27 protein-coding genes are annotated in these 25,574 nt (G+C 70.7%); 9 read left to right on the forward strand and 18 right to left on the reverse strand.

What is annotated here, in order from left to right; all coding sequences use genetic code 11:
* Positions 1 to 18 precede the first annotated feature (18 nt).
* Positions 19 to 984: an ABC transporter substrate-binding protein gene (locus AB0J78_RS04640; RefSeq protein ID WP_363786950.1), complete on the forward strand. Its 966-nt coding sequence runs from the start codon at positions 19 to 21 to the stop codon at positions 982 to 984.
* Positions 985 to 1,089: 105 nt separating this feature from the next.
* Here AB0J78_RS04640 and AB0J78_RS04645 read toward each other — a convergent pair whose 3' ends face one another.
* Positions 1,090 to 1,731, reverse strand: a complete 642-nt coding sequence (locus AB0J78_RS04645) for a DUF6461 domain-containing protein (protein ID WP_363786952.1) — start codon at positions 1,729 to 1,731, stop codon at positions 1,090 to 1,092.
* Positions 1,732 to 1,873: 142 nt separating this feature from the next.
* Here AB0J78_RS04645 and AB0J78_RS04650 point away from each other — a divergent pair, with 142 nt between their 5' ends.
* Both AB0J78_RS04650 and katG read left to right on the forward strand, forming a co-directional pair.
* A complete protein-coding gene (locus AB0J78_RS04650; protein ID WP_363786954.1) occupies positions 1,874 to 2,314 on the forward strand; it encodes a Fur family transcriptional regulator in 441 nt (146 codons plus the stop codon).
* A 17-nt stretch (positions 2,315 to 2,331) separates the two neighbouring features.
* Positions 2,332 to 4,542: a catalase/peroxidase HPI gene (katG, locus tag AB0J78_RS04655; protein ID WP_363786956.1), complete on the forward strand. Its 2,211-nt coding sequence runs from the start codon at positions 2,332 to 2,334 to the stop codon at positions 4,540 to 4,542.
* A gap of 34 nt (positions 4,543 to 4,576) precedes the next feature.
* On the opposite strand, the gene AB0J78_RS04660 is transcribed toward katG, so the two are convergent.
* From AB0J78_RS04660 to AB0J78_RS04680, 5 genes are all read right to left on the reverse strand, one after another.
* On the reverse strand, positions 4,577 to 7,336 hold the full coding sequence (locus AB0J78_RS04660) for a hypothetical protein (RefSeq protein ID WP_363786958.1): 2,760 nt from the start codon (positions 7,334 to 7,336) through the stop codon (positions 4,577 to 4,579).
* The gene (locus AB0J78_RS04665; RefSeq protein ID WP_363786960.1) at positions 7,270 to 7,692 is read right to left on the reverse strand and encodes a hypothetical protein; all 423 of its coding nucleotides are present in this window, start codon (positions 7,690 to 7,692) and stop codon (positions 7,270 to 7,272) included. Before AB0J78_RS04665 ends, AB0J78_RS04660 begins: the two co-directional genes overlap by 67 nt.
* Before the next feature lie 106 nt (positions 7,693 to 7,798).
* Positions 7,799 to 8,275 (reverse strand): hotdog fold domain-containing protein, encoded by a 477-nt coding sequence (locus tag AB0J78_RS04670; RefSeq protein WP_363786962.1) that lies wholly within the window; start codon positions 8,273 to 8,275, stop codon positions 7,799 to 7,801.
* 58 nt (positions 8,276 to 8,333) lie between these two features.
* Positions 8,334 to 9,410, reverse strand: coding sequence for a DUF4185 domain-containing protein (locus AB0J78_RS04675; RefSeq protein WP_363786964.1), 1,077 nt, complete (start codon positions 9,408 to 9,410; stop codon positions 8,334 to 8,336).
* A gap of 28 nt (positions 9,411 to 9,438) precedes the next feature.
* The gene (locus AB0J78_RS04680; RefSeq protein ID WP_363786966.1) at positions 9,439 to 10,365 is read right to left on the reverse strand and encodes a LysR family transcriptional regulator; all 927 of its coding nucleotides are present in this window, start codon (positions 10,363 to 10,365) and stop codon (positions 9,439 to 9,441) included.
* A gap of 72 nt (positions 10,366 to 10,437) precedes the next feature.
* Between AB0J78_RS04680 and AB0J78_RS04685 the strand changes: the two genes are divergently transcribed.
* Positions 10,438 to 10,791 (forward strand): hypothetical protein, encoded by a 354-nt coding sequence (locus AB0J78_RS04685; protein ID WP_363786968.1) that lies wholly within the window; start codon positions 10,438 to 10,440, stop codon positions 10,789 to 10,791.
* A 37-nt stretch (positions 10,792 to 10,828) separates the two neighbouring features.
* On the opposite strand, the gene AB0J78_RS04690 is transcribed toward AB0J78_RS04685, so the two are convergent.
* The 3 genes from AB0J78_RS04690 to AB0J78_RS04700 form a co-directional block, all read right to left on the reverse strand.
* Complete coding sequence (locus tag AB0J78_RS04690; RefSeq protein WP_363786971.1) at positions 10,829 to 11,158, reverse strand: hypothetical protein; 330 nt, start codon at positions 11,156 to 11,158, stop codon at positions 10,829 to 10,831.
* A gap of 122 nt (positions 11,159 to 11,280) precedes the next feature.
* Positions 11,281 to 12,081: a carbon-nitrogen hydrolase family protein gene (locus AB0J78_RS04695; RefSeq protein ID WP_363786973.1), complete on the reverse strand. Its 801-nt coding sequence runs from the start codon at positions 12,079 to 12,081 to the stop codon at positions 11,281 to 11,283.
* Positions 12,081 to 13,451 carry an amino acid permease gene (locus tag AB0J78_RS04700; protein WP_363787541.1) on the reverse strand — a complete coding sequence of 457 codons (1,371 nt, stop codon included), beginning with the start codon at positions 13,449 to 13,451 and terminating at the stop codon, positions 12,081 to 12,083. The genes AB0J78_RS04695 and AB0J78_RS04700 overlap by 1 nt, the downstream gene beginning before the upstream one ends.
* Positions 13,452 to 13,754: 303 nt before the next feature.
* Between AB0J78_RS04700 and AB0J78_RS04705 the strand changes: the two genes are divergently transcribed.
* On the forward strand, positions 13,755 to 14,459 hold the full coding sequence (locus AB0J78_RS04705) for a spermidine synthase (protein WP_363786975.1): 705 nt from the start codon (positions 13,755 to 13,757) through the stop codon (positions 14,457 to 14,459).
* Between the two features lie 204 nt (positions 14,460 to 14,663).
* On the opposite strand, the gene AB0J78_RS04710 is transcribed toward AB0J78_RS04705, so the two are convergent.
* The 6 genes from AB0J78_RS04710 to AB0J78_RS04735 form a co-directional block, all read right to left on the reverse strand.
* Positions 14,664 to 15,128, reverse strand: coding sequence for an SRPBCC family protein (locus AB0J78_RS04710; protein WP_363786977.1), 465 nt, complete (start codon positions 15,126 to 15,128; stop codon positions 14,664 to 14,666).
* Positions 15,129 to 15,215: 87 nt separating this feature from the next.
* A complete protein-coding gene (locus AB0J78_RS04715) occupies positions 15,216 to 15,950 on the reverse strand; it encodes an SDR family oxidoreductase (protein ID WP_363786979.1) in 735 nt (244 codons plus the stop codon).
* Complete coding sequence (locus AB0J78_RS04720; protein WP_363786981.1) at positions 15,947 to 16,456, reverse strand: aromatic-ring-hydroxylating dioxygenase subunit beta; 510 nt, start codon at positions 16,454 to 16,456, stop codon at positions 15,947 to 15,949. Before AB0J78_RS04720 ends, AB0J78_RS04715 begins: the two co-directional genes overlap by 4 nt.
* Positions 16,449 to 17,747 (reverse strand): aromatic ring-hydroxylating dioxygenase subunit alpha, encoded by a 1,299-nt coding sequence (locus AB0J78_RS04725; RefSeq protein WP_363786983.1) that lies wholly within the window; start codon positions 17,745 to 17,747, stop codon positions 16,449 to 16,451. The genes AB0J78_RS04720 and AB0J78_RS04725 overlap by 8 nt, the downstream gene beginning before the upstream one ends.
* A 9-nt stretch (positions 17,748 to 17,756) precedes the next feature.
* Positions 17,757 to 18,122, reverse strand: coding sequence for a hypothetical protein (locus AB0J78_RS04730; protein WP_363786985.1), 366 nt, complete (start codon positions 18,120 to 18,122; stop codon positions 17,757 to 17,759).
* 24 nt (positions 18,123 to 18,146) lie between these two features.
* Positions 18,147 to 19,280, reverse strand: a complete 1,134-nt coding sequence (locus tag AB0J78_RS04735; protein WP_363786987.1) for an acyl-CoA dehydrogenase family protein — start codon at positions 19,278 to 19,280, stop codon at positions 18,147 to 18,149.
* Positions 19,281 to 19,603: 323 nt separating this feature from the next.
* On the opposite strand from AB0J78_RS04735, the gene AB0J78_RS04740 reads away from it, so the two are divergent.
* The 4 genes from AB0J78_RS04740 to AB0J78_RS04755 all read left to right on the forward strand — a co-directional run bounded on the left by AB0J78_RS04740 (position 19,604) and on the right by AB0J78_RS04755 (position 23,185).
* Positions 19,604 to 21,094 (forward strand): ATP-binding protein, encoded by a 1,491-nt coding sequence (locus AB0J78_RS04740; protein ID WP_363786989.1) that lies wholly within the window; start codon positions 19,604 to 19,606, stop codon positions 21,092 to 21,094.
* A 105-nt stretch (positions 21,095 to 21,199) separates the two neighbouring features.
* The gene (locus tag AB0J78_RS04745) at positions 21,200 to 21,703 is read left to right on the forward strand and encodes a flavin reductase (RefSeq protein ID WP_363786991.1); all 504 of its coding nucleotides are present in this window, start codon (positions 21,200 to 21,202) and stop codon (positions 21,701 to 21,703) included.
* Positions 21,696 to 21,959: a hypothetical protein gene (locus AB0J78_RS04750; RefSeq protein WP_363786993.1), complete on the forward strand. Its 264-nt coding sequence runs from the start codon at positions 21,696 to 21,698 to the stop codon at positions 21,957 to 21,959. The genes AB0J78_RS04745 and AB0J78_RS04750 overlap by 8 nt, the downstream gene beginning before the upstream one ends.
* Complete coding sequence (locus AB0J78_RS04755) at positions 21,956 to 23,185, forward strand: amidase (RefSeq protein ID WP_363786995.1); 1,230 nt, start codon at positions 21,956 to 21,958, stop codon at positions 23,183 to 23,185. Before AB0J78_RS04750 ends, AB0J78_RS04755 begins: the two co-directional genes overlap by 4 nt.
* Here AB0J78_RS04755 and AB0J78_RS04760 read toward each other — a convergent pair.
* From AB0J78_RS04760 to AB0J78_RS04770, 3 genes are all read right to left on the reverse strand, one after another.
* Complete coding sequence (locus AB0J78_RS04760) at positions 23,182 to 23,805, reverse strand: response regulator (protein WP_363786997.1); 624 nt, start codon at positions 23,803 to 23,805, stop codon at positions 23,182 to 23,184. The genes AB0J78_RS04755 and AB0J78_RS04760 overlap by 4 nt on opposite strands.
* Positions 23,806 to 23,876: 71 nt before the next feature.
* On the reverse strand, positions 23,877 to 24,434 hold the full coding sequence (locus AB0J78_RS04765; protein ID WP_363786999.1) for a nuclear transport factor 2 family protein: 558 nt from the start codon (positions 24,432 to 24,434) through the stop codon (positions 23,877 to 23,879).
* On the reverse strand, positions 24,431 to 25,561 hold the full coding sequence (locus tag AB0J78_RS04770) for an MFS transporter (protein WP_363787542.1): 1,131 nt from the start codon (positions 25,559 to 25,561) through the stop codon (positions 24,431 to 24,433). Before AB0J78_RS04770 ends, AB0J78_RS04765 begins: the two co-directional genes overlap by 4 nt.
* Positions 25,562 to 25,574: the final 13 nt, after the last annotated feature.

Raw genomic sequence — 25,574 nt, forward strand, 5'->3', positions numbered from 1 at the left:
GGGCTAGCCTCGCTCCTTGTGAGAGATCGGGTTGGGGTGCTCGTCGCGCTGGTGCTGGTACTGGCGGGCGTGGCGGCGTGCGCGCCGGCGCAGCGGGATGCCGCCGGCGCTGAGGAGGCGACGGCCGCTCCGGTCACCGTCGGGCACCGCTTCGGCACCACCACGATCGACCGCGTTCCCCGGCGGGTGGTCACCCTCGACCGGCAGTGGACCGACGTGATGCTCTCGCTCGGCGTGCAGCCCGTCGGCCACGGCGTGGACCTGATGATGCCCGCCGGTCAGGTGCCGTGGGAGAACGTCGGGCCGGACAGCGTCGGCATCGACGTCGCGGGCGGTGTGCCGGTCGAGCGGATCCTGGCGCTCCAGCCCGATCTCATCGTGTCCTCCTACGCGATCACCGATCCGGCGATCTACCGGCAGCTGTCCCGCGCCGCGCCCACCATCGCCGCACCACCGGAGGCCGACTCGGTTCCGGCCTGGCAGGACCTCGTGCGCACGGCTGGCCGGTTCCTCAACAAGCCCGCCGACGCCGAGCGGGTGGTCGCCTCGGTGGAGGGGCGGATCGCCGACACGGCCCGCCGCTTGCCCGGACTGCGCGGCAAGTCCATCGCGATGGGGCGCTACATCGTCGGCGACGCGATGTACCTCGTCGCCGACGAGGACGACGGCGCGATGCAGCTGTTCCGGGCGCTGGGCATGCACGTCCACCCGCCGGTGGTCGACGGGGGCCGGGCCGCTCACCAGGCCCGGATCAGGGTCAGCCCGGAACGCGTGGACCTGCTGCGCGCGGACCTGGTGGCGTTCATGATCAACGGCGGTGACCGGGCGGCGCTGTCGCAGATCCCGGGCTTCGACCAGCTGCCGGGCACGGTCTCGGTGATGCCCTACTCGACGATCGCGGGCCTCAACACCCCGTCGCCGCTCTCCCTGCCGTACGCCCTCGACCAGTTCCGCCCCTCCCTGGAAGCCGCCGCAGCGAAGTGACCACCGGCGAGGTTGCTCGGGGCCCGTGGGCAGCGGGGCTCGGCGATCGCGTTCGGTCCGGACCGTCCACCGCTCGGTCGGTTCGGACCAGAACCGCCCGGGGAGTCACCCGAACGACGCTCCGATGAGGGGCAGGGCGCGGAGTTCCTCGACGGTGAAGGTCAGGCCTGCGAGGGCGCAGGTCGCGCGCATGGTCACCGCGTAGTCGAACTGACCCGGCTGCAGGTCCTCGTCCTCGACGACCCCCGCCGCCTCGAACGCGGCCCGCAGCTCCTCGGGGAACCCCGCCAAGTCCTCCTCGACCAAGTCGTCGACGTTGATCCAGGCGAGCTCCTCCCCGTCGACGAAGTACGTCATGCTCGCGTCGGCGTTGATGGTGAAGACGCTGGTCGCGGCAGTGCGCCCGGACGCCGACAGCGCCGCGGTCGCTTCGTCGAAGGTGTGCCCGGCGTCGTCGTAGACGAACGTCCAGTCACCGACCTTCCCGGCCAGCAGCGCGGAAGCGGTGCCGGGCTCGACGCCCAGGGCCGCGCCCGGCAGCGAGGTCCAGTCGTCGGGCTTGGAGGCGGGCAGCTCGCAGGGCTGGACGAGGTGCGGCTTGGCGCCGACGGCCTCCAGCGCGGCCTCGGGGTCGAGGCCGCGAACGACGTGCAGGACGTGGTTCGGATCCGCGCAGGCCAGTTCGGTGATCCACTTCGGATCGCCGTCGTCGTCCAGTGCGTTCGGTGGAAAACCTGGTACGGGCACGGATGTCTCGCTTCCGGTCGATGGTCGTGCGCGGGGTTCCGCACCCATCACACGTGCGGCGAAGCGGATCCGGATCACTCGGATGGTGACGAAGGGCCGCTTTGACTTGATTAGTTCAAGAAAATGCGGCAGGCTGCGGGGCGTGACGACGACTGCGGACTACGAGCGCATGTTGCGCGAGGCTGCGCTGCGTGTGACGCGACCTCGCCTGGCAGTGCTGTCCGCAGTGCACGAAAACGCGCACGCCGACACCGATTCGATCATCGGTCAGGTTCGCCACGACCTGCCGAAGGTGTCCCACCAGGCCGTCTACGACGTCCTGCGCGCGCTCACCGTCGCGGGCCTGGTGCGCCGAATCCAGCCGATGGGTTCCGTGGCCCGCTACGAGGCGCGGGTTGGCGACAACCACCACCACGTCGTGTGCCGGTCGTGCGGCGAAATACACGACGTCGACTGCTCCGTGGGTGCCGCGCCTTGCTTGGAGGCGTCGGAGTCCCACGGCTTCGTCATAGACGAGGCAGAGGTCATCTACTGGGGGCTCTGCGCAGCCTGCGCCCCCGAATCCGCTGAAGAACTGCACTGAAATTCGGAAGGATTCCCGTGTCTGACAGCCCTGACACCCAAGAGACGAACCAAACCGGTGGTTGCCCGGTCGCGCACGGGGGCCTGACTCACCCCACCCAGGGTGACGCCAACCGCGACTGGTGGCCGAACCGGCTCAACCTGAAGATCCTGGCCAAGCAGCACCCGAACAAGAACCCGCTGGGCGAGGACTTCGACTACGCCGCCGAGTTCAAGACGCTGGACCTGGCCGCGGTCAAGAAGGACATCCAGGACGTCCTGACGGACTCCAAGGACTGGTGGCCGGCGGACTTCGGCAACTACGGCCCGCTGATGATCCGCATGGCCTGGCACTCGGCGGGCACCTACCGCATCAGCGACGGCCGCGGTGGCGCCGGCGGCGGTCAGCAGCGGTTCGCCCCGCTGAACTCCTGGCCGGACAACGTCAGCCTGGACAAGGCTCGCCGCCTGCTGTGGCCCGTCAAGCAGAAGTACGGCCGCAAGCTGTCCTGGGCGGACCTGATGGTCCTCACCGGCAACGTCGCGCTGGAGTCGATGGGCTTCAAGACCTTCGGGTTCGGCGGCGGCCGCGTCGACGACTGGGAGCCCGAGGACGACGTCTACTGGGGTGCCGAGACCACCTGGCTGGGCAGCGACAAGCGCATCTCGACCGAGACGGGCGAGCGCGAGCTGGAGCGTCCGCTGGGCGCCACCCACATGGGTCTGATCTACGTCAACCCGGAGGGCCCGGAGGGTCAGCCCGACCCGGTGGCCGCCGCGCGCGACATCCGCGAGACCTTCGGCCGGATGGCGATGAACGACGAGGAGACCGTCGCGCTCATCGCCGGTGGTCACACCTTCGGCAAGACCCACGGTGCCGCCCCCGACTCCAACCTGGAGGTCGAGCCGGAGGGCGCCGACCTGGAGCTGCAGGGTCTGGGCTGGAAGAACAACTACGGCACCGGCAAGGGCGCCGACACCATCACCAGCGGTCTGGAGGTCACCTGGACCTCCACGCCCACCCAGTGGAGCACCAACTTCCTGTGGAACCTCTTCAGCTTCGAGTGGGAGGTCTTCCAGGGTCCGGGCGGTGCCTGGCAGTGGCGTCCGAAGGGAGGCGCGGGTGAGGGCACGGTGCCCGACGCCCACGACTCGTCCAAGCGGATCGCTCCGAACATGCTGACCACGGACCTGTCGCTGCGCTACGACCCGGTCTACGAGCCCATCGCTCGTCGCTTCATGGAGAACCCGGACCAGTTCGCGGACGCCTTCGCCCGCGCCTGGTTCAAGCTGACCCACCGCGACATGGGCCCGAAGTCGCTGTACCTCGGCCCGGAGGTCCCGGACGAGGACCTGATCTGGCAGGACCCGTTGCCGGCCAACGACAACGACACCCTGTCCGATGAGGACGTCAAGTCGCTCAAGGCCAAGATCCTGGAGACCGGCCTGTCCGTGTCGCAGCTGGTGTCCACCGCGTGGGCCTCGGCTTCGACCTTCCGCGGCAGCGACAAGCGGGGCGGCGCCAACGGTGCCCGCATCCGCCTGGAGCCGCAGCGGAACTGGGAGGTCAACAACCCGGACCAGCTGGCAACCGTGCTCTCGGCCCTGGAAGGCGTGCAGCAGTCCTTCGGCAAGAAGGTCTCGCTGGCCGACCTGATCGTGCTCGGCGGTTCCGCCGCCATCGAGAAGGCCGCCGCCGACGCCGGTTCCAGCATCGAGGTGCCCTTCACCCAGGGCCGTGTCGACGCCGGTGAGCAGCACACCGACGCGGACTCCTTCGACGCGCTGGAGCCCATCGCCGACGGTTTCCGCAACTACTCCAGCAAGGCCGCGGAGCTTCCCGCCGAGTACAGCCTGATCGACCGGGCCAACCTGCTCACCCTGAGCGCCCCGGAGCTGACGGTGCTCATCGGTGGTCTGCGCGTGCTGGGTGCGAACTACGACGGTTCGAACCACGGCGTGTTCACCGCCAAGCCGGGCGTGCTGAGCAACGACTTCTTCGTGAACCTGCTCGACATGGCCTACACGTGGCGGTCCACCTCGGACGACAAGTCCACCTACGAGGCCGTCGACGCCTCCGGTGCGGTCGTCTGGACCGGTACTCGCGCCGACCTGGTCTTCGGTTCGAACTCCGAGCTGCGCGTGCTGGCGGAGGTCTACGCCTCGGCCGACGCCAAGGAGAAGTTCGTCGAGGACTTCGTCAAGGCCTGGGTCAAGGTCATGAACCTCGACCGCTACGACCTGGTCTGAGTCCGACCCGGTAACACCGACGAGACCCCGTCCCTCAAGGGCGGGGTCTCGTCGTATCTGAAAGGCCCGGCAGAACTGCGATCTTCGCGCGGACTTCGGACGCTTCCGGCCCCCGGCCTCGCCGGTCGAGGTGCTCGGCAACGGTGCGCGAGGCCTCCCGGAACATGCCGTGGAAGAGGACCGGTACCTCGGCCGGTCTGCGCCGGTAGAGCTCGATCGCCTCGTCGACGGCCTCCAGCGCCCGGTCGGTTCCACCGGGAAGTTCGGCGCTCTGCGCCGCGAAGCTCAGCAGCAGCACCATGAACTTGTGCTCGTGCACGTCGGGATCACCCCGCACGAGCCGCCGGTACGCCGCCAGCTGCTCGTGCTGCATGGCCAGCGCCCGCTCGTGCTGACCGTCGAAGTGAAGGAAACCGGCCAGCACGAGCGAGGATTCGATCAGTCGCGGCTCGTAGGAGGCGGGCGCGGTGCGCGCGAGCCGTGTCAGCACCGCGACCGACTCCTCCAGGGCGGCGAGCGCTTCGGGCGAGCGGCCCGCCTTGGCCAGGCAGGGACCCTGCGATTGCAGCGCCCTGGCGAGCAGCGGTTCGTAGGCCGCGGGGTTGAGCCGCGCCAGCCTGCGGTAGATCTCCACCGACTCGCCCGCGACCCCCACCGCTTCATCACCGCGTCCCGCTTGGCTCAGCCGGTTCCCGCAGTGCAGGAGGAGTTCCGCGAAGTCGATCTCGTGCGCGGCTGGGTCCTCGCCGACCAGGCGCCGCATGATGCCGACCGCCTCCACGCTGACCTCGACGGCCTCCGGCAGCCGCGCGGCATCGGTCAGGCTCGCCCCGAGCGCGGTCAGGTGGACCGCGAAGTCCTTCTCGTAGCGGCGATCCCGCCGCGCCAGCCGCCGGAAGATCTCCACGGCCTCCCGCAGCGCGTCCAGCGCTTCGCGGCGTCGTCCCAGGTTCGACAGCGCCTTGGCGTGGACGTAGACGGAGTGGCCGAGCTCGGCGTCGTACGAGCCGGGCGATACAGCGGCGACCCGGCGGGCGGCGGCGACGGCTTCGGCACCCGCGTCGAGCGCTTCGCCGTCGCGCTGCAGGTGGTGCAGGCAGTGGCTCAGATCCCGCAGCGACTTCGCCAGCGCCCGATCGGCGACGAGACGCTGTCGCGGACGTGCGGCGCCGTCGGCCGCGCGCCGCGCCGCCGCGACCGCCTGCTCCCGGGCTCCGAGTTCCTGCTGGTGGCGACCGGCGTTGGCGAGCTGCCTACCGATCTCGGTGTGCACGTCGAACTCCTCGACCGGCCCGGTGGCGCGCAGCAGCCGGTGCGGCGCGAGCCGAACGGTGATCGCCGCCGTGCCCACGTCGAGATCGGCCCGCCTCCCGTCCGGGAACTGCGCCGCGATCGCTTCGAGCAGTTCCGGCGCGATGTCGTCGAGGTCCGCCAGCGCGCTCAGCACCGCGCCACCGGCCTCGACCGCCGAGCGGGGCGCCTTCCGCAGCAGCGGGTACAGGTGGTCCGGGCCGACGTGCGGCCAGCGCTGCGCGGCGGCGGCGAGGAAGGTCATGCCGCGCGCGAGCCGTTCGGCCTCGGTGTCGGCGAGCAGGGTGGCGGCGGTGGGCCCCGCCCAGTGCTGCGACGGGTAGTCCGCTGCGTGACCGGGCAAGGTCAGGGCCAGGAAGTCCTCGGCGAGCCGGTCGGGGTAGAGCGGTTCCAGCACCGAGGTCGCGGGCCCGGCAGGGGGGTAGCACAGCGAGTGGTCGTCGAGGACCTGCTCGGCGGGCAGTCCGACGTCCAGCGACTCCAGCACGGCTTTCGCCGGTGATCGCGGGCTCGGACCGGTGAGCGCTGCGGTGAACACGGTCCGGTTCATCACCGCGGGTGGAGTGCGAGAACCCCGTCCTTCGAAGAGGTTCGTCCAGTGCAGGTGCTCGCGGTCCAGCAGGTAGGTGGTCAGGTTCGCCATGTCGGCGGGTGGCCTGCGGCCCGCGACGTGCGCGTCGACCGCGACCAGCGCCGCCACGTGCACGGCCAGCGTCAGCCCGAAGTCGGGATCGTCCAGCGGTCCTGGTGGTTGGAGGCCCACCGCGTCGTCGATGCCGTAGCGCCGGGCGAAACCGTCGCGCGCCGCGTGGAACATGTCCGCTCGCTGACCGGTGTCATCGGGCAGTTCCGGCAGGCGCTGCGCGGACGTACCGGCTTGGTGGTTGGCCAGCGCGGCCCGCACCGCCGGCCAGCCGTCCCCGCTGCGGGCCAGCAGCAGAACCCTCGCGGGAACGGCGCTCTGGTGCAGGACGGCGTTGCTGAGCAACCAGGTCAGGTGGGTCAGCGGCCAGCGGTCGGCGTAGTCGACGATGAGCAGCAGCCCGGCACGCCCGTCGGTTCGCAGGTCTTGGCTGCCGGGTGGTGGCAGCACGGTGCCCGGCCCGTGCGTGGCGGTGACGACCTTCCAGCCGGCGGCGATCGAGTCCGCCGCGAAGCGGGCGGCCAGCCTGGTCTTGCCCTGCCCGCCCGGTGCGTGCAGCCAGCGAGCGGCCAGCCGGGGTCCAGCGTCGCGCCACTGGCGCAACCGGTCCAGCTCGTCCTGGCGACCGGTGAACTCGACGACCTCGTGACGTGCGTTGAGCATCCGGCTGGGCATCTCCACCAGCCACGCGGCGTCGGCTTCGGCCGGTGGCCGGAACTCCTCCAGCACGTAGACCGGCCCGCGGTCGGCGAACACGTGCAGGTCCGCACCGATCACGCCGTAACCGAACCCGCCCTCGACGCGGACTTCCTGGTGCACAGCCGGTTTCTCGCCGGCCACGCCGGATCCTGCCGGTGCTCGTCGGCTTCGTGGACGTGCACGTCGCCGTCGGCGACCATGAACAGCCGCCCGCCGTCCTTCGCCGTCCCGATCTGGAGCGACCCGCCGGACTCCGCCGACGGCCGGTCCCGCCGCAGCTGCAGCACCGCCACGACCAGCGATGCCAACGCCACCAGCAGCGCCGCCGCACCGATGACCATGCTCGTCACGCTGGCGAGACTGTCCTGATCGGACAGCGGCCTGCGGGTGAAGGCGCTCACCTGGCCGGTCAGCCACCAGCCGCCGAAGACCAGGACCAGCACCGACACCGCGGCGGCCGCTGCCCACGGCCACCGCCTCCTACCGCGATCCGCCAAGGCCGCCTCCCCGCCGAAACATCTCGACGAACGGTACTCCGAGGAGGACCGGCGCCGGGCCGAAAGCGGGACATCGCCTGCGAGATGCCCCGATCACGGCCACGTCTCACTTCTTCTTGCGGGTGATCCAGATGGTGATGGTGGCGCGGACGACGACCTGGTCCTTCTTGTCGTAGACGTTGACCGGGACGTCGATCTCCTGGCCCTCGTCGCCGAACTCCGGGATGCCGTCGAGCTCCGCGACCGCGCGCAGGCTCGTCTCGGCCTTGGCGAGGTACTCGACGTTCATCTTCTTCGGCAGCCAGCGGTGCGAGGTGGGCACGGTGGCTTCGGCGACCATGCCCATCGCGACCTCGGCGAGGTTGCAGGCGGCGATGGCGTGGTAGGTGCCGATGTGGTTGTGCACGCCCCACCACTTCGGCGAGGTGACCACGCAGCGACCGGGCTTCATCTCCTGGATCATCGGCAGGATCGTCCGGAAGTAGGGCGCCTTGAGGGCCACGCTCAGCGAGAACAGCCCGCGGCCGCCGAAGACCCGGGAGGCCTTGTTCCAGAGCGCGTAGGTCGGAGTCTGGGAGCTCATGACCCGGGAGCGTATATTACCCGCCAGTAACCTCTGCGGGGCCGGTGTGCCAACTCACTCAGCTGAGGAACCTCCGCGCCAGCTTCGCCGCACCTCGCAGCACGCCCCCGGACTCGCCCGGCGGCGGGGGAGGCGGCAGCGGCCGGTCGCCGGGACGCGGCGCGGTCCCGGCGAACTGCATCGCCCGGTACGGCCAGTTGCGCTCGGTGTTCCACTGGCTGACGACCAGGTGCAGGTCGTCGAGCGTGGATCCGGGGACGATGTAGCCGCCGTAGAGCTGGGCGACGTGACCGGCGCCGTGGTCCTCGCAGCCCCACGCGCAGCCGTGCAGGACCGTGCCGCGGATCGCCTCGTAGAGGTTCGCCGTGGGCTCGTCGATGTTGAGGACGTCCACCCGGTAGTCGCCCGCGTTGAAAAGCGCCAGGAGCCAGCGGTTCTCGACCTTCCGCAGGCACAGCTCGCCGTAGGAACCGGTGAGCGCCACCGTCGGCGGGTTGTGCCACGCCCACTGGCCGTCCCGGAAGCCCCAGCCCTGCCACGCACCGGGGTCGGTGATCCTCCCGGCGGGCACGCGCTGCAGGATCAGGCCCTTGTCGCGCTGGAAACCGGTGGAGAAGGCGTAGACGAACCCGTCGTCGCCGAGCTCCCAGGTCAGCATCTGGAACAGACCGCCGTGCGCGTCGCCGGGCCAGGTGGCCCCGGTGTGCTCCCAGGTCTCGCCGTTGTCGGTCGAGCGGTGGATCTCCGTCCAGTGCACGTTGCCGAGCCCCTGGCACACCATCACGTGCAGGAACATCTCGCCGCCGATGGTGATGAGGTCGGTGGGCAGCACGGTGCTGACCTGGCGCCCGTGGATGACCGAGTCGTGGTCGTAGGGAAGGGCCTGGTCGGCGTAGTCGCTGCGCGGCCCGTACGAGCCCGTCCACCGGATGCCGCTCAGCGCGCTGGCGGTGTCGCCGAAGACCACGACCGGCGAGCGCCAACCCGGTCCGCCGACTCCGGCGCGGTCGAAGGTGTCGCCGAACACCGCCACCAGCCGGCCGTCCGGTGCGACCGCGGTGACCCCCAGATCGGTGCCGCCGATGCCCAGGTGGTCGGTGATTCCCGGTCCTGTGAGGTCCTTGACCTTGCGCAAGCCGTTGCCCTTCGTCCGCTTTCGTCCTTCAGCCCGACGGTACGTGCTGCAACTCGGTGGCCGCGTAGTGGCGGAGCTCGTTGATCACGTGGTGCACGATCGCGGGCGCGTTCTCCCGGTGCAGGCAGGTGAGAACGCGAGACCCGGGGTCGGCGATGGCGTTGCTGAGCCGCACCTTCGGCGAGGGGTTCTGGCGCAGCGTCAACGACGGGATGATCGTCGCGCCCAGCCCGTGCGCCACCAGCCCGAGCAGCGTCGGCGTCGTACCCGTGCCGATGTCGTGCGCGTCGAGTTCGAGTCCGTGCTCCCGGCACATCCGCTCCAAGTGGCGGCGGGTCGCGGGGCCGAACGACGTGGTGATCCACGGTCTCGCGAGCAGCGTGGCCGGTTCGGAGTCCGACGGCCACGTGGCGGGCACGACCACGCGGAACGGATCCCGCATCAGGTCCACCTCGACGACGCCGGGAGGCCGCTCCGGCCCGTCCTCGCCGGGGCGTTCGCTGAGGATCAGGTCCAGCTCACCGGTGCTGAGCGCGTGCAGCCGCTCAGACTCGGAGATCTCGTAGATGCACGGGTCCATCGCAGGGTTCACAGCCGCCATCCGCATCGCGACCGGCGCCCCCAACTCGCTCAGCGCCACCGAGAAACCCCCGATCCGCAGCGGGCCTGCGGGACCCTCGCGGAACTGCTCCACGTCGCGCTCGGCCTCGGCCAGCGCCTCGGCCACTCGGTCGGCGTGATCGGCCAGCGCGTTGCCGGCCGGGGTGAACCGGATCGTGCGGCCACCGCCGCGCTGCTCCCGGTCGACCAGGTTGATGCCCAGCTCGTTCTCCAGCTTGGTGAGGTGCTGCGACACCCCGGACGGCGTGAGGTGCAGCAGCCGGGCAGCGGCCAGCACGCTCCCGGTGTGCCGGACGGTGCGCAGGAGCAGGAGGCGACGCGGGTCCAGTGGCATTCAGCCAGGCTAATGCAGTGCTCCAGAACAAGTAACTTTCGCTGATGCCGAAGTCCGTGAAGACTGATCCCCGTGAAGCCACAACAGCCCGACGAGACCTACCGCGCGGTCCGGGACATGCTGGCGGTCGCGGCTCGCCAGATGGGCGCGGACGCGCTGGGCGAGGACGTCTACTGGACGCTCGGCTCGCTGCGCCAGCTCCTGACCTCGCTCGACGCCGCGCTCGGCAGCTTCGGTGACGGGCTCGTGGACCGCGCGTGCGCGGGTGAGCTCACCAACGTCGAAGGCCCCTTCACCGATGACCCCGTCGAATCCGCCCTCACCGCGAACCAGTGGCTGGACCGCGCCCGAGCCCACCTCGCCGAGGCCCGCGACGCCGCGGACAACGCCCACATCGCGATCGCGGGCATGGCCCGGTCGCGATGAGGCGGAGGGGGTGGGGCCGGTCGGCCCCACCCGTCGGTCAGCCGTCGCGCTTGACCCGGGTGACGAGGATGGTGCTTCCGAGCTCGCCACCGCAGTCGACCACGACCGGCCCGGCGCCGTGGCCGATCCCGTCGCGCAACCGGGCTTTCGCCTCGAAGCGGTCGGGTCCGGCGTCGACGATCGTGACGTCCACGAGCACCGGGTTCTCGGTGAGACCCGCGTGGACGTTCCGCAGGCCGGTCCCGCCGCCGCAGTCGCCGGTGATGGTCACCTCCTGGTTCGGCTCGGTCACGGGATTCGGCGTCACCTGGACGACGGCACGCGCTCCGCGCGGCGGAGCGACGTTGCTCTCCGGTGTTTCGGTCAAGGATTCTCCTCCGGTGCCAACTGGTTCCGCGGACCGCGACGCGGTCCACGCGATCAACACTGGACCGCGCGCCAGCGGCGAACATCGGGCATCTCCCTGACGATCACCCCGAACCGAACCCGTCAGGGTGCTTCGGTCAGACCCGCGTAGAGGTCGGGACGGCGTTCGGCGAGCTGGGTGTTGACCCGCCTGGCGGCGGTGGTGGCCGCCGGGTCGACGCGGGCGAAGAGCAGTTCCTCGCCGCTGCCCGCGCGGGCGAGTTCGGTGCCGTCCGGGGCGATCAGGCACGTCTTGCCGAGGTAGCTGAGCTCGTCCTCGCTCCCGCAGCGGTCGACGTAGGCGACGTGCATCTGGTTCTCGTAAGCCCGTGCCGGGACCAGGGTTTCGGCCACGACGTCCTCCGGCGGCAGCAGCGCCGTCGGCACCACCAGGAACTCCGTGCCCGCCAGCGCGTGGGCGCGCGCGGGTTCGGGGAACTCGATGTCGTAGCAGATCAGCAGGCCGATGCGGACGCCGTCGAAGTCGGCCTGCACGACCGGCGCGTCACCGGGCCGGAAGTGCTCCTGCTCCATCGGGCCGTAGAGGTGGGTCTTGCGGTAGGCCGCGAGCAGCTCGCCCGTCGCGGAGACGAGGAACGACGTGTTGTGAACGGCGTCGCCGTCGCGCTCTGGGTTGCCGTAGACGATCCCGATCCCGTGCTCGGCGGCGATGCTGCGGACGCGCAGGCCGACCGGTCCGTCGGCGGGCTCGGCGAGCCGCCCGATGTCGGCGCCGATGTTGTAGCCGGTCACCGACATCTCCGGGCACACCAGCAGCCGGGCGCCTCCGGCTGCGGCGCGGCGCGCGACCTCGTCGAGGCGCGACAGCGCCGCCTGCGGAGCGTGGCGTTCGATCGGACCCTGGTCCAGTGCGACGGTGAGCATCAATCCGACAGACTAGAGCGCCGCCGCCCGTAAGCGAAGTAGACCGCCAGTCCGGCCAGCATCCAGATGCCGAAGGCCACCCAGGTCGCCGCGCCCAGGCTCAGCATCAGGTAGCAGCAGGACAGCACGCCCAGCAGCGGGACCAGCGGGACGAGCGGCGCCCGGAACGAGCGCGGCAGCTCCGGGTTGCGCCGTCGCAGGACCACGACCGCCAGGTTGACCAGCGCGAACGCGAACAGGGTCCCGATGCTGGTGGCGTCGGCGAGCTCACCCAGCGGAACCACCGCCGAGAGCACCGCGATGAAGCACGACACCAGCAGGGTGTTCGCCCGCGGGACCCCGGTCCGATCGTCGACCCGGGAGAACAGGGGAGGGACCAGCCCGTCCCGCGACATCGAGAACAGGATCCGGGTCTGCCCGTACAGGACCGTGAGGACCACGCTGGCCACCGCCACGATCGCACCCGCCGACAGCAGGATCGACCCCGTCGTGCCGCCGAGCACCTTGCTCAGCGCCGCCTCGGTCCCCTCGAACAGCGTCCAGTGCATCGCGCCGACAGCGGCCAGCGCGACCAGGCAGTACAGCACCGTGACCAGCACCAGCGACAGCATGATCGCGCGCGGCAGGTCGCGCTGCGGGTCGCGGGCCTCCGAACCGGCGGTGGAGGCCGCGTCGAAGCCGATGTAGGAGAAGAACAGCTTCCCGGCCGCCGCGCTCACCCCACCCATGCCCAGCGGCAGCAGCGGCGAGAAGTTGCCGTCCTGCACGGCGGTGAACGCCAGTGCGCAGAACAGCACCAGCGTTGCCGTCTTGATCAGCACCATCGCGGTGTTGATCCGCGCGCTCTCCCGCGCGCCGCCCAGCAGCGCCACCATCGCCAGGACCACCACGACCGCGGCGGGCACGTTGAGGATTCCGCCGTCGCCCGGTGGTGAGCTCAGCGATTCGGGCAGGGACACGCCCGCCACCAGGTGCAGGAGCTCGTTGACGTACTGGCCCCAGCCGACGGCGACGGCCGCCACCGAGACGCCGTACTCCAGCATCAGGCACCAGCCGCACACCCAGGCGGCCAGCTCGCCCATCGTCGCGTAGGCGTAGGAGTAGGACGATCCGGCGACCGGGATCATGCCCGCGAGCTCGGCGTAGGACAGCGCTGAGAGCAGCGCGGTGGCACCGGCGATGGCGAACGCCAGCGCCACGCCCGGTCCGGCCAGCGGCACCGCCTCGCCCAGCACCACGAAGATCCCGGTGCCCAGCGTGGCACCGACGCTGAGCATGGTCAGCTGCCACAGCCCCAGCGAACGCCGCAGCGAGCCGCCTTGACCCTGCCCGCTGTCGGCGACGAGGTCCTCGATGGGTTTGCGCCGCATGAGCTGCGCCCCCACGCCGTTCCTCGGTCCGCGCGACCGCGTGAGAGCGTCCTCCACCACGAATTCCTCCACTGTGGACGCCACGATGCGCCCGGTTCGACGTGAGCTGCCACACCGCGCTCGGCGGGCAACGTTAGCGAGGCAACCGTGTACAGAGAAGCCGCATTCGTTGCGGAGGAGGCCGCCCGACGTTCGAACGTTGCGGCATCCGGTGAAAACGCCATCCCGGTTCCCGATGGGACCGGTTGTGGGGTGTTGGGCCAGGTGGCGGGTAGGGTCGACGTTTTCGGGAGAGGTGGCGCTGTGGGTGTGCGGTTCGAGGAGCTCGATTGGCAGGAGACGCCGATCGGTGCGATCAGCCTGCGGAGACGCCGGGACCCGGTGCTCGACGTGGACGTCTTCGAGGTCAAGCTCGACGACGAGTACCTCATGTCGAGCCTGTTCACCGTCGCCGAGGTCGAACTCGCGCGGCTGGGCCTGGCGAAGTCGTCCGGATCGGACCTCGACGTCGTGGTCGGCGGCCTCGGACTGGGCTACACCGCGCGGGCCGCGCTGGAGGACCGGCGCGTGCGGTCGCTGCTGGTCGTGGAAGGGCTCGGCGAGGTCATCGAATGGCACCAGCGCGGACTGCTCCCGCTCGCGCCCGAGCTGACCGGAGATCCGCGAAACCGGTTCGTGCACGGGGACTTCTTCGCGCTCGCCGCATCACCCGAGGGCTTCGACAGCGGTCGGCGGTTCGACGCGATCCTGCTCGACATCGACCACTCCCCGCAGAACGTGCTCGACAGCGGGCACGCCGGTTTCTACGCCCCCGACGGTCTGCGGAAGATGGCCGCGCACCTGCGTCCGGGCGGCGTCTTCGCGCTGTGGTCCGACGATCCGCCCGAGGACGGCTTCACCCGCGACCTCGCCGAGGTCTTCGACGACGTCACCGCCCACGTCGTCCGCTTCGACAACCACTACACCGGCGGCACATCAGCCAACACCGTCTACGTCGGGACCTGTTGAGAGATCGCTTTGCTTGGCGGTGCGGGTGGCAGAACCTGAGCGGTTCCGTGGACTCCGTGCGCCACGCCTTATGTATTCCGCTTACCCAGGGGGTGGACATCGGCGTCGCGGCGTACTCGCCACGAAACCGCTCAGAACCTGCGGCGGTGCAGGCTGAGTCCCACACCTGAAACAGAGGCCTTCGCCGCACTCATGAGCAGCCCTTTATGACTCGGCTGCTGCCTTGATGCGGCGGAGCGTTTCCAGCATTCCGGCTTCGAGCTCGTCGGCGTGCTCGGATTCGCCGCCGAGCGCGACGGTGGCGAACGCGGTGCTGATCTTCGGCAGTGCCCGGGTGAGGACCCGGTGCTGGACCAGCCGGCTTCCGGAGTCGGTGGGCTCCAGCTCGAAGATCCAGCGGGCACCGCTGGTCGTGGTGTCCCACGCCAGCCGCCGCTGCGGCTCGAAGACGGTCACGACGTTGCGGGTCGGCCACACCGCCGCCTTGCGCCGGTTCACGCCGAGGAACCACTGCCCTCGGCGGAATCCACCGGGCTTGAGCGGCAGCATCGCCACGAGCTCCGGACTGGCGTCCGCGTGGGTCCTGGTGCGCGTCAGCAGCCGCCAGACGTGCTCCGGTCGGGCGTCGATGAGCACTTCCGCCCGCATGTCCCGATCCGCTGCACCCACGTCGCTCCTCCCTCGCGCCCGGTGGAACGCTAAGCGACGCCGGGCGCGGGGACAAGGGGCCACCGATCACGCGGAAGTCCGTCCGGTTCACCGCATGAACAGGTCTCCGTTGACGTCCCAGCACGCGCCGGTGACCGAGTGCGCGCCCGGTGAGGCGAGCAGGGCCACCACGTCGGCGACGAACGCCGGGTCGCCGAGCCGGCCCGCCGGGATGTTGCGCTGGAACGCCTCCAGGTTCTGCTCGCCGACGATGTCGCGGACCATCGGGGAGTCCTGGGGGCCGGGGGAGACGGCGTTGACCGTCACGCCCCGGGCGGCGAGCTCGCGGGCGAAGACCTTCGTGGCCGACATGACCGCGCCCTTCGACGAGGCGTAGTGGCCGCCCGTGGCGGTGCCGCCGTTCTGCCCGGCCAGCGAGGCCATGTTCACGATCCGGCCGTAGCCCTGCTCGGCCATGTGCGCGCCGAAGATCTGGCAGGCGTTGAAGGTTCCGGTGAAGTTGACGGCCATCACCGCCTCCAGCTCCTCCGGGGTGATCTCGAACAGCGGCGTGGCCCGGGTGCGGGCCGCGTTGTTCACCAGCACCCGCACCGGCCCGAAGTCCGCGAGCACCGAGTCCAGGAGGCCGGTGAGCGCGGCCCGGTCGGCCACGTCGGCGGAGTACCCCCGCGCGGTCTCACCGCTGGGATCCAGCGCGGTGGCCAGCTCCACCGCCCCGGTGCCGTCGACGTCGGCGACCGCCACGGCCTGACCCTCCGCGTGCAGGCGCCGGGCGATGGCCTGGCCCAGCCCGTTGGCGCCTCCGGTGACCACGGCGGTCACAGCAGGAACCCCGCCGCCGGCACCGCGTCCTCGCTGTTGACCAGCCGGACCACCTTGCGCACGAGGGCGTCCCCGGCGGGCGCGGTGCCCAGCCGGACGGTGTAGTCGACGTCGGCGGCCCACAGGTCGTGGGTGCCCCGCTTGTAGGCCACCAGCACCTGCGCGGCGCGCAACGACACCTCCGAGTCGGAGACCTCGGTGGTCACGAAGCGGGAGACCGTTCGCACCGTGATCGCCGAGTCGACGGCGGCGATCGCGTACCCCTCGGTCATCCGGTTCACCCGCAACCGCCGCATCCGCTGGTCGTCGTAGACCATGTTGAGGACGTCGTCGAACTCCTCGGCGTCGCGGTCGATCGGGATGACGTAGACGCCGTCGTCGGCGTAGAGGCCCTGCCAGGTGGCGTAGTCCTTGCGGTCGAGCAGGTCGGCCTCCCGCCAGACCAGCTCGATCGCGCGGGACACGCGCACGTCGTCGAGCGTCGTCGGGGTCCGCAGATCAGTCATCGCCCATCACCTGCTTCCACTTCTCGTAGGCGGCGCGCATGCCGGTCTCGTCGGTGACGTGCGAGGTCGGCCAGCCCTCCGGCGAGGGCTTCTCGCGCCCCAACCCGCGGTTGACCATGATCGGCATCTCCGGTGCGCCCGCGGTGCCGCGCTGCACGCGGTCCCAGCCCTCGGCGTCGTCGGGTGTGCCGAACCCGAACGGGCCTTGGAAGTGCTCGTGGGCGCGCAACCGCTCGCGGTTGACCGGGCCGGTGATCTCCGCGGGTCCGTCCGGGCCGATCGCGATGTGCTCGATCTCGGTCTCGCCGACGCTGATCGGGCGCAGCACCCGGAAGAACGAGATCGACATCGACACGTTCGGGAACAGGTTGAGGTTGAACCCGGTCCCGTGCATCGCCCGCACGAGCCGCCGGATCTCGGCCTGGTCGACTCCCGCCGACTCCAGCTGGGAGATGAGGCCGCCGAAGCGGTCCTGGAGCTTCTCGGTGCCGTCGTCGGCGTCGAGATCGGAGTGCTCGGGCACCATCTGCATGACCGAGTGGCCGTTGCCGAGGTCGTGCGTGATGGCCGCGGGATCGGTCATGAAGCTCATCATGTTCGCCGTCTCGGCGTCCACCGAGGCCATCCAGGACCGGTGCACGATCGGGAAGTGGTAGCCGTCGGTGGTGTTCTCCAGCTGGATCTTCCAGTTCCCGCTGAACCGGAACCGGTGCGTGCCCAGCACTTTCACCGGGTACCCTCCGCCCTGCTTCATGAACCGGTCGATCCACGTCCGCGCATCGCCGAGGAACTCGGCGAGCGGTTCGGCGTCGTCGGTGAACGTCGCGAAGATCATCCCGCCGTAGGACTCGGTGCGCAGCCGCTTGAGCCCCATCCCGCTGCGGTCCATCACCCCGTTGTAGCCGTCGGGGTAGGGGAGGCCGCGCAGCGAGCCGTCCAGCCCGTAGGACCAGGCGTGGTAGGGGCAGGTGAAACCGTTGGCGCGACCGGTCTTCCGCTCGCACAGGCTCGCGCCCCGGTGGCGGCACCGGTTGAGCATCGTGCGGACCTCGCCGTGCCGGTCCCGGGTGACGATGACCGGCTGCCTGCCGACGTGGGTCGACTTGAAGGTGCCCGGCTCGGGCAGTTCGCTGTCGTGGGCGACCCACACCCAGGTCCGCTCGAAGATCCGGGTCATCTCCAGCTCGAAGATCTCCGGGTCGGTGTAGATCCGGCCCGCCACCCGGTCGGGTGCGACGAGGTCGGCGGGCGCGAGGTCGTGGACGTTGCTCGCGGTGATCTCGGAGTGCATCGTCTCACCTCAGTACTCGCGCGGCGTGAGCGCCCGGCCGATCCGGGCCTCGATCTTGGCGTACTTCCACAGCTTCCATTCCGACCGTCCTACCTGGACGGTCCGGAAGAGGTTGCAGGCGGCCTTGACGGTCTCCTGGGTGTCGACGTCGGCCAGCAGGTAGCAGGTCCACGGCCACGAATCGGACGGCCCGACCAGGTGGCTGTCGTCGTCGATGTCGCCGATGAAGTCGACCCCGGGCAGTGCCTTGATGCCGTCCATCATCTCGACGAACGCCGTCCACACGTCGCCGGCGGTGACCCCGTCGCGCGGGAGGTCGAAGAAGTTCTGGTTGATGCCGATGCAGAACAGCACGCGCAGTGGCGGATTGGCCATGGGAACTCCTGTGTCGTGGCGGGATCAGCGGAAACCGGGGACGGTCGGCGGCCTGCCCAGCAGCACGGCGCCCGCGGCGTCGTACATCGAGGGCATCAGGAACGCGTGCAGCGCGGGCACCTGCGAGTCCTGGCGCATGCGTTGCAGCGGGTGGGAGTTGTCGATGGTGGAGGTCCCGGAGAAACCGCACACCTCGTGCACGACCTGCGCCGCCGTCGCGGCCAGGTGGGTGGCCGAGAGCCGGACCAGCGCGTTGTGCTCGTCGCTGACCTCGCCGCCCGCGGCCACCGCGTCCCAGACCTCCTCGGCGACCTCGTAGTAGAACGCCCTCGCCGAGCGCATCGCGGCCACGGCCTGGGCGTACCCGGTGCGGTAGTAGGCGCGGTCGGCCAGCGGTGGAGCCCCGGTGACACCGGTGCGGGAACCCGCCCGGGAGGCGAAGTCCAGGGCGGCCCGCGCCACCCCGAGACCCACGGCGGCGTGCACCTGCGCCTGGTAGCCGATGGTGGGGTAGCGGTAGAGCGGTTCGTCCACGCAGGACCCGCCACCCCGGATGAACGTCCACTCGCGAGGAACCTCGACGTCGTCGACGACCACGTCGAACGAGCCCGACGCCCGCATCCCCGAGACGTCCCAGTCCTGCACGATCTCGACCTGCTCGGGCCGCAGCATCGCCGCGCGCGGCCGGTTGTCGCCATCGGCGTCACCGGGGATGCCGACGCTGAGGACGTCGGCGGCCATGCAGCCGCTGGCGAACCGCCACCGCCCCTTGACCAGGTATCCGCGCTCGGTCGGGGTGACCGGGTTGACCGGGAACATCGCGCCCCCGTACACCACGTCGGGCCCGTCGGCGTAGAGCTCGGCCTGGGTGTCGAGCGGCAGGCACGCCAGGTACGTCCCGGCCGAGCCGAAACCGGCCACCCACCCGGTCGACCCGTCCACCGACGCGATGCGCTCGACACCGCGCAGGAACTCCGGCGGCGGCATCGGCTCACCGCCGAACCTCGCCGGGGTGGAGGCGCGGAACATGCCGAGCTCCTTGAGCCGGGCGACGAAGTCGGGCGGTACGTAGGACTGCGCGTGGAACTCCTCGCGGCGCTCGGTGAGCTCGGCCAGCACGGCCTCCCACGCCGCGTCGCCGGCGAATCCCTGGGGCATGGCACGCTCCTGTCGTCACGTTGATCCGACGCTAAGCAGCGGCCACGCCGCGCGACATCGGGATTGCCCAAGCACCCAGTAGGGGAATCCTTCAGGTGTGGCGTCGAAGACCACCTGCGTGGCGGTGCGGGTGGGGGATCCTGAGCGGCTTCGTGGACTCCGCGCGCCACTCCTTATGTATGCCCCTTACCCCAGGGGTGGACATCGGCGTCGCGGCGTGCTCGCCACGATGCCGCTCAGAACCCCCGGCGGTGCGAGCGTCGAGAGTGGTCACCAGAAAGAGAAAGTGGCTCCGCCACTTCGACAGAACCTAGTCTGGCCCAATGGTGGTCGACTCGCAGGCGCCCGAACTGGTGGATTCCGACTTCGTCGCGATGATGCGCGCCTCCCACCTGTGCGTGCTGATCCACGACGCGGCGACCAAGAACATCCTGTGGGCGAACCCGGCGGCCTGCGCGCTGCTGGAGTGGAGCGTCACCGAGCTGCGCCCGCTGAAGGCCAACCACATGAGCAGCTCCGCCCAGCAGTACGACAGGGTGATCGGCCGGGCGTGGCTGCACGAGGCGGGCGAGAAGGGCATGAGCCGCATCGAGTGGCACTACCGGTCCAGGTCGGGCCGGGTCATCCCCACCGAGGCGATCGCGGTGCGCGTCGAACTGGCCCAGGGACCTGCGGTGATGGTTCAGTTCCGGGACGTCGAGCGGGAGCAGCGCGTGGAGCGCGAGCTGCGCCAGACCACCTCCTACGTCGACGCGCTGGCGCGGCACACCTCGACGGTCGCGTTCATGCTCGACTCGGCAGGCACGATCCGCTTCGCCACCGACACCGCCCTGGCGCACCTCGGCCTGTCGGGTGACGCGGATCCACCCGTCGGACTGCTGCTGGAGTCCCACGCCCGGCTGCGCCGCGACGGCACCGAGGTCAGCTGGGTGCAGGCCGCGGCCGCCGCCGACCCGGTGGAGCCGGTGCGGCTGGAGATCCCGGGAGCCGAACCGGTGACCCTCGAAGGAAGCCTGGAGCGGCTGCGCGACGTCGACGCGTTCCTGATGATCCTGCACGACGTCTCCACCCGGGTCCGCGGCGAGGAGCGGCGCGAGCTGGAGCTGCGCCACGAGAACTACCTGGCCCGCTACAACGCGATGGGCGACATGGCGATGGCCATCGCCCACGAGCTCGGCCAGCCGCTGGCCGCGGCGGCGAACTTCATCGCCGGGGTGCACGCCCGCGCGCAAGTGCTGGAGACCTCCGGGCAGGTCCCCGAGGGCACGACCGGGCAGCTCGCGTACGGCCTGGACAGCGCCAACCGCCAGATCGATCGGGTCTCGGCGATCGTCAGCGCACTGCGCTCGTTCGTCGGCCACCTCGAACACGTCGAGCAGGTCGCCGACCTCAACGCGGTGATCGACGAGTGCCTCTACTTCGTGCGGCTGCGCGCCGCGGCCGTCGGCGTGGAGGTCGAGGTGCGGTTGAGCGACCAGCCGGTGCCGGTGCGCTGCGAGCGGGTGCTGACCGGTCAGGTGGTGCTCAACCTGTGCTTCAACGCCATCGACGAGATCGTCGAGGGCGACGCCGAGCAGCGGAGGATCGAGCTGGTCACCGAAACCCGGGACGAAGGAGGCACCGTGACCGTCGCCGACCGGGGCCGGGGCGTGCGCAAGGACGTGTTCGCCGAATCGTTCACCAGCAAGGAGCACGGCAGCGGCATCGGGCTCGCGCTCAGCTATCGCATCATCAACCGCCAGCACGGCTCCATCTGGTGCCGGCCGCGAGAAGGCGGCGGCTCGGTGTTCGGCTTCTCCCTTCCCTCGGCGTAGACGACCGCTCTAGGGGAAAGCTTCAGGCCGCGCCGGGGAATCCTCGATACCCGCGGGCCCGCCGGCGGCCGTAGTTTCGAGAGGAACCAGCGGGGAGGAGGCACCGTGGCGGATCTGACGCCCGCCCAGCGCGAGTTCCGCGCGGCGATGGCGAACCTCTCGGCCGGGGTCAACATCGTCACCACCGACGGCCCGCGCGGACGCGCCGGCATCACGGTCAGCGCGGCCTGCTCGGTCACCGACGACCCACCGACCATGCTCGTGTGCGTGCACCGATCGAGCCACGCCCACGACGTGCTGGCGGGCAACGAGCGGGTCTGCGTCAACGTCCTCGGCTCGGGCCAGCAGGACCTGGCGCTGCGGTTCGCGGGCGCGACCGGGCTGCCGATGCACGAGCGGTTCGCCGGAGCGGTCTGCGACTTCGCGGAGGTGCCCGTGCTGCGCGACGCCGCCGCGTCGGTCATCGGACACCTCGGCCAGGTGCGCCCGCAGGGTTCGCACTCGGTGATGTTCGTCGAGGTTGAGCGGGTGATCACGCGCTCCGGCAGCGGCGCTCTGGTGTACTTCCAGCGGGAGTTCCACAGCCTCGCGGGAGCACATCGTGGATGACCGGAACATGACGTTGACCTGCTACAACGACACCCACGGCTACGGCTGGCGACACGTGGACCTGTTCGTGCACGACGCCTCCGGCCGCGAGGTCGAGTGGGTGCACTGGCTGGTCGCCGCCGACGGCCCTGCAGCAGCCGACACCGCCACCGCCGAGGTGGAACCGCTGCTGCGCCGCACCTCGCCGTGGCGGCACGGCGTCAGCGCCTCCGGCATGGACTACTGGGTCGCCGATGCCGAGTGGGAGCGACCGTGACGCTGTGGAACCCGTGGTCGTTGCGCGAACTGGTCACCGACCTGGCCGCCGGGCGCACCACCCCGGCCCAGGCGCTGGAACGCAGCCGCAGCAGGATCGCCGCCACCGATCCCGTCCTGCGGGCGTGGGTCGAGCACCTGTCCGAACCCGCTCTCGCGGAAGGTCCGCTGCGCGGAGTTCCGCTGGCGGTCAAGGACATCATCGACGTCGTGGGAGCGCCGACCCGCTGCGGTTCGGCGCTCCGCGCCGACGCCCCACCCGCGACCGCCGACGCCGCGATCGTGCGGGCGTGGCGGGCCGCCGGGGCCACGCCGATCGGCAAGACCGTGACCACCGAGTTCGCGTTCTTCTCCCCGGGCCCCACCCGCAACCCGGCAGCGCCCGAGCACACCCCGGGCGGGTCGTCCAGCGGATCGGCCGCGGCCGTGGCGTCCGGGCAGGTCCCGCTCGCGCTCGGCTCGCAGACCGCCGGCTCGGTCACCCGGCCCGCCGCGTTCTGCGGCGTCGCCTCGCTGGTGCTCGGCCACGGCAGGTTCCCGACCGACGGCGTCGTGGGCCTGGCACCGAACCTGGACTCGCACGGCGTGTTCACCGCCACCGCAGGCGACCTGGCCCTGGCCTGGTCGGCGCTCACCGGCACCCCGGAACCGCCGCCGAACCGCGCACCTCGCCTGCTGCGCTGGAACGCGTCCTCGCTGGGGGTCGACGACGCGATGAGCGCGGCGCTGGAAGCCACCTGCGCGACCCTCACCGACCGGGGCGCGGTGGTCACGGCCTTCCCGGAGGAACAGCTCATCGCCGAACTCACCGAAGCTCACCCGGTGGTCATGGCCTACGAGGCGGCGCGGGAACGCGCCGAGGAACTCGCCGCGGCCGACGAGCTCAGCGATCACCTGGCCACTCTGCTGCGCACCGGGGCGGCCACCACCGCCGCCGAGTACGACGAGGCCCGGCGAGTCGTCGTCGAGGCGAACCGGCACGTGGAGCGGCTCACCGAATCCAGCGACGCCATCCTCGGTCCCGCCGCCCCGGGACCGGCTCCGCGCGGTCTTGACGCGACCGGTGACCCGGTGATGAGCCGCGCCTGGCAGGCCCTCGGCCTCCCGACGGCCGCGGTCCCCGGCCCGCGCGACGAAACCGGGTTGCCGCTGGGAATCCAGCTCATCGGCCACCACAACGGCGAAACCGCTTTGCTGGCAACGGCCAGAGGCCTCGAAGCGGGTTAAACGTCCACCCCGTGCTGGAGGAGGTCCCGGACGAGCGTGCCCAGGCTCTCGGCTTCGGTCTTGGCCTTGATGCGGGCCCGGTGCACGTCAACGGTCTTCACGCTCGTGTCCAGGTCGCGGGCGATGAGCTGGCTCGACCGCCCGTCCACGACCAGCCGCAGCACCTCCCGCTCGCGCGGCGTCAGCGAGGCGACCCGCCCGCGCACGCGCAGCCGCTCGGCGTGGGCGGTGAAGCACTGCTCGGCCTCGCGCAGCTGGTCCTGGACCACGTCGAGCATGCGCTGCGGCTCGTAGGGCTTCTCCAGGAAGTCCACCGCCCCCAGGCGCATCGCCCGCACCGACATCGGGATGTCGCCGTGCGCGGAGCAGAAGATCACCGGCGCCGGGTACTCGCGTTCGGACAGCTCCTCCTGCAGCTGGAAACCGCTCAGGCCCGGCATCCGGACGTCCACGATCACCACACCGGGCTCGTCGGGGTCGAACTCGGCGAGGAACCCGGCGGCGTCCGGGTAGGTCAGGGCCTGAACTCCGACGGTCTGCAGCAGGAACACCAGCGACCGCCGATGCGCCTCGTCGTCGTCGACGATGTGCACCACCGGAGCGGAAAGCGTCGTCGTCATCGTCCCTCCAGGCGAACCAGGGGAAGACCAAGACTAGGCAGCAACGCCCGGGTCGGATAGGTCCGTTGGCGTCAAGAGTCCCGCAGCAGCACCGAGGTGGTCGGGTGGTCGGAGGCGAACCGGTCGGGGAGGGGAGCGACGAACACGTTCTCCGTGCGCGTGCGGGTGATCTTCCAGCCATCGGGTTCCCGGTGGAAGGCGTTGTTGAGCCGGCTCGAACGCAGGACACCGCTGCCGTCGGCGAACAGCCAGGGCTGCACGTGGATCCACAACCCGGTGGCCTGATCACCGCGCACGTGGATCTGCTCGGAGGTCAGGTAGTGCGCGTTGAGCAGCAGCGCCGGGTCCCGCTCCCGGCTCCAGAACCGCTCGAAGTGCGCCCGGATCGCCGCGTGCCCCTCGGCGCGGCCGAACTGGCCGTCGTAGTGCTCACCCACGCCCTCCCAGACCGCGTCGGAGGCGTAGAGCTCCATGATCGCGTCGATGCGCTCGGCGTCGTCGCGCACCGCGAACTCGGGGCACGGGGAGTCGCACAGGAACATGTAGCGGGCCTGGATGCGGCGGATGTCCGCCTCGGCTTCCAGGACCTCGATCCGCCTGGTCAGCGCGGCGATGGTCGACTCGGTCATCGGGCTCCTCTCGTGCGCGCGGGCGCGGTTTCGGGCAGGCGGAGCAGGCACAGCAGGGACACCAGCAGACCGGCCGCGATGTACCAGCCGACCGAGGTCGAGCTGCCGGTCACGGCGATCAGGCGGTTGGCGATCATCGGCGCGAAGCCGCCGCCGAGCACGCTGCCGATCTGGAACGCCAGACCCACGCCGGACTGCCGCTGCTCGACTGTGAACAGCTCCGAGTAGTAGGTCAGCAGCGGTCCCCACAGGAATCCACCGATGGTGAACCCGATGATCACCGCCAGGCCCACGGCGAGCGGCGTGCCGATGTCGGCGATCCGGAACATCACCAGCGCGTACACCAGCGCACCCACCGCACCGGAGATCATCACCGGTTTTCGGCCCACCCGGTCCGACAACCAGCAGGCCAGCACGATCGTGATCGCGTGGCACAGCAGCCCGATCATGCTGCCGATCACGATCGGCTGACGAGGCAGCGCGAGTCCCTGCGGCTCGGCGGCCGTGGCGTAGGACAGCATGAACGTCGCGAGGATGAACATGTTGGCGTTCAGCCCCAGGTTCACCCCCGCGGCGAGCAGCAGCCGCCTCCAGTCCTGCCGGAACACCGCCAGCAGCGGCACCTCGCGGTCGCGGGCCAGGGCGACGAACTCCGGTGTCTCGTCGATGCCGCGGCGCGCCCACACGCCGAGCGCCAGCACGAAACCGCCGATCAGGAACGGCACGCGCCAGCCCCAGGCGATCACGTCCTGCATCGGCATCAGCAGCACCAGCGCGAACGCCAGGTTGGCCAGCAGCTGCCCGAGCGGTGAGCCCATCGTCGCGAACGACCCGTACAGCCCTCGCCGGTGCGGCGGTGCGTGCTCGACGGCCAGCACCGCGGCCCCGCCGATCTCCCCGCCGCGCGCCAGACCGTGCAACATGCGCAGCCCGATCAGCAGCAGCGGCGCGGTGATGCCGATCGCCAGGTAGGACGGCAGCACGCCCATCAGCAACGTCGAGGAACCCATCACCACGAACGTCAGCTGCAGCGAGAACCGCCGCCCGTAGCGGTCGCCGATCCACCCGAACAGCAGCGCCCCCAGCGGGGTGAGCAGGAAACCGACGGCGAAGGTCGCCAGTCCCAGGAACGAGCCGAAC

The sequence above is a fragment of the Saccharopolyspora sp. NPDC049426 genome (genome assembly GCF_040676935.1).
Taxonomy (GTDB): domain Bacteria; phylum Actinomycetota; class Actinomycetes; order Mycobacteriales; family Pseudonocardiaceae; genus Saccharopolyspora.

Excerpts from the sequence above, each read along its gene's own strand:
- AB0J78_RS04700 (WP_363787541.1), bottom strand. The coding sequence starts at position 13,451 with ATGCGGCGCAAACCCATCGAGGACCTCGTCGCCGACAGCGGGCAGGGT.
- AB0J78_RS04720 (WP_363786981.1), bottom strand. The coding sequence starts at position 16,456 with ATGACTGATCTGCGGACCCCGACGACGCTCGACGACGTGCGCGTGTCC.
- AB0J78_RS04760 (WP_363786997.1), bottom strand. The coding sequence starts at position 23,805 with ATGACGACGACGCTTTCCGCTCCGGTGGTGCACATCGTCGACGACGAC.
- AB0J78_RS04670 (WP_363786962.1), bottom strand. The coding sequence starts at position 8,275 with ATGAGCTCCCAGACTCCGACCTACGCGCTCTGGAACAAGGCCTCCCGG.
- AB0J78_RS04735 (WP_363786987.1), bottom strand. The coding sequence starts at position 19,280 with ATGCCCCAGGGATTCGCCGGCGACGCGGCGTGGGAGGCCGTGCTGGCC.
- AB0J78_RS04730 (WP_363786985.1), bottom strand. The coding sequence starts at position 18,122 with ATGGCCAATCCGCCACTGCGCGTGCTGTTCTGCATCGGCATCAACCAG.
- AB0J78_RS04725 (WP_363786983.1), bottom strand. The coding sequence starts at position 17,747 with ATGCACTCCGAGATCACCGCGAGCAACGTCCACGACCTCGCGCCCGCC.
- AB0J78_RS04695 (WP_363786973.1), bottom strand. The coding sequence starts at position 12,081 with ATGCTCACCGTCGCACTGGACCAGGGTCCGATCGAACGCCACGCTCCG.
- AB0J78_RS04740 (WP_363786989.1), top strand. The coding sequence starts at position 19,604 with ATGGTGGTCGACTCGCAGGCGCCCGAACTGGTGGATTCCGACTTCGTC.
- AB0J78_RS04765 (WP_363786999.1), bottom strand. The coding sequence starts at position 24,434 with ATGACCGAGTCGACCATCGCCGCGCTGACCAGGCGGATCGAGGTCCTG.
- AB0J78_RS04680 (WP_363786966.1), bottom strand. The coding sequence starts at position 10,365 with ATGCCACTGGACCCGCGTCGCCTCCTGCTCCTGCGCACCGTCCGGCAC.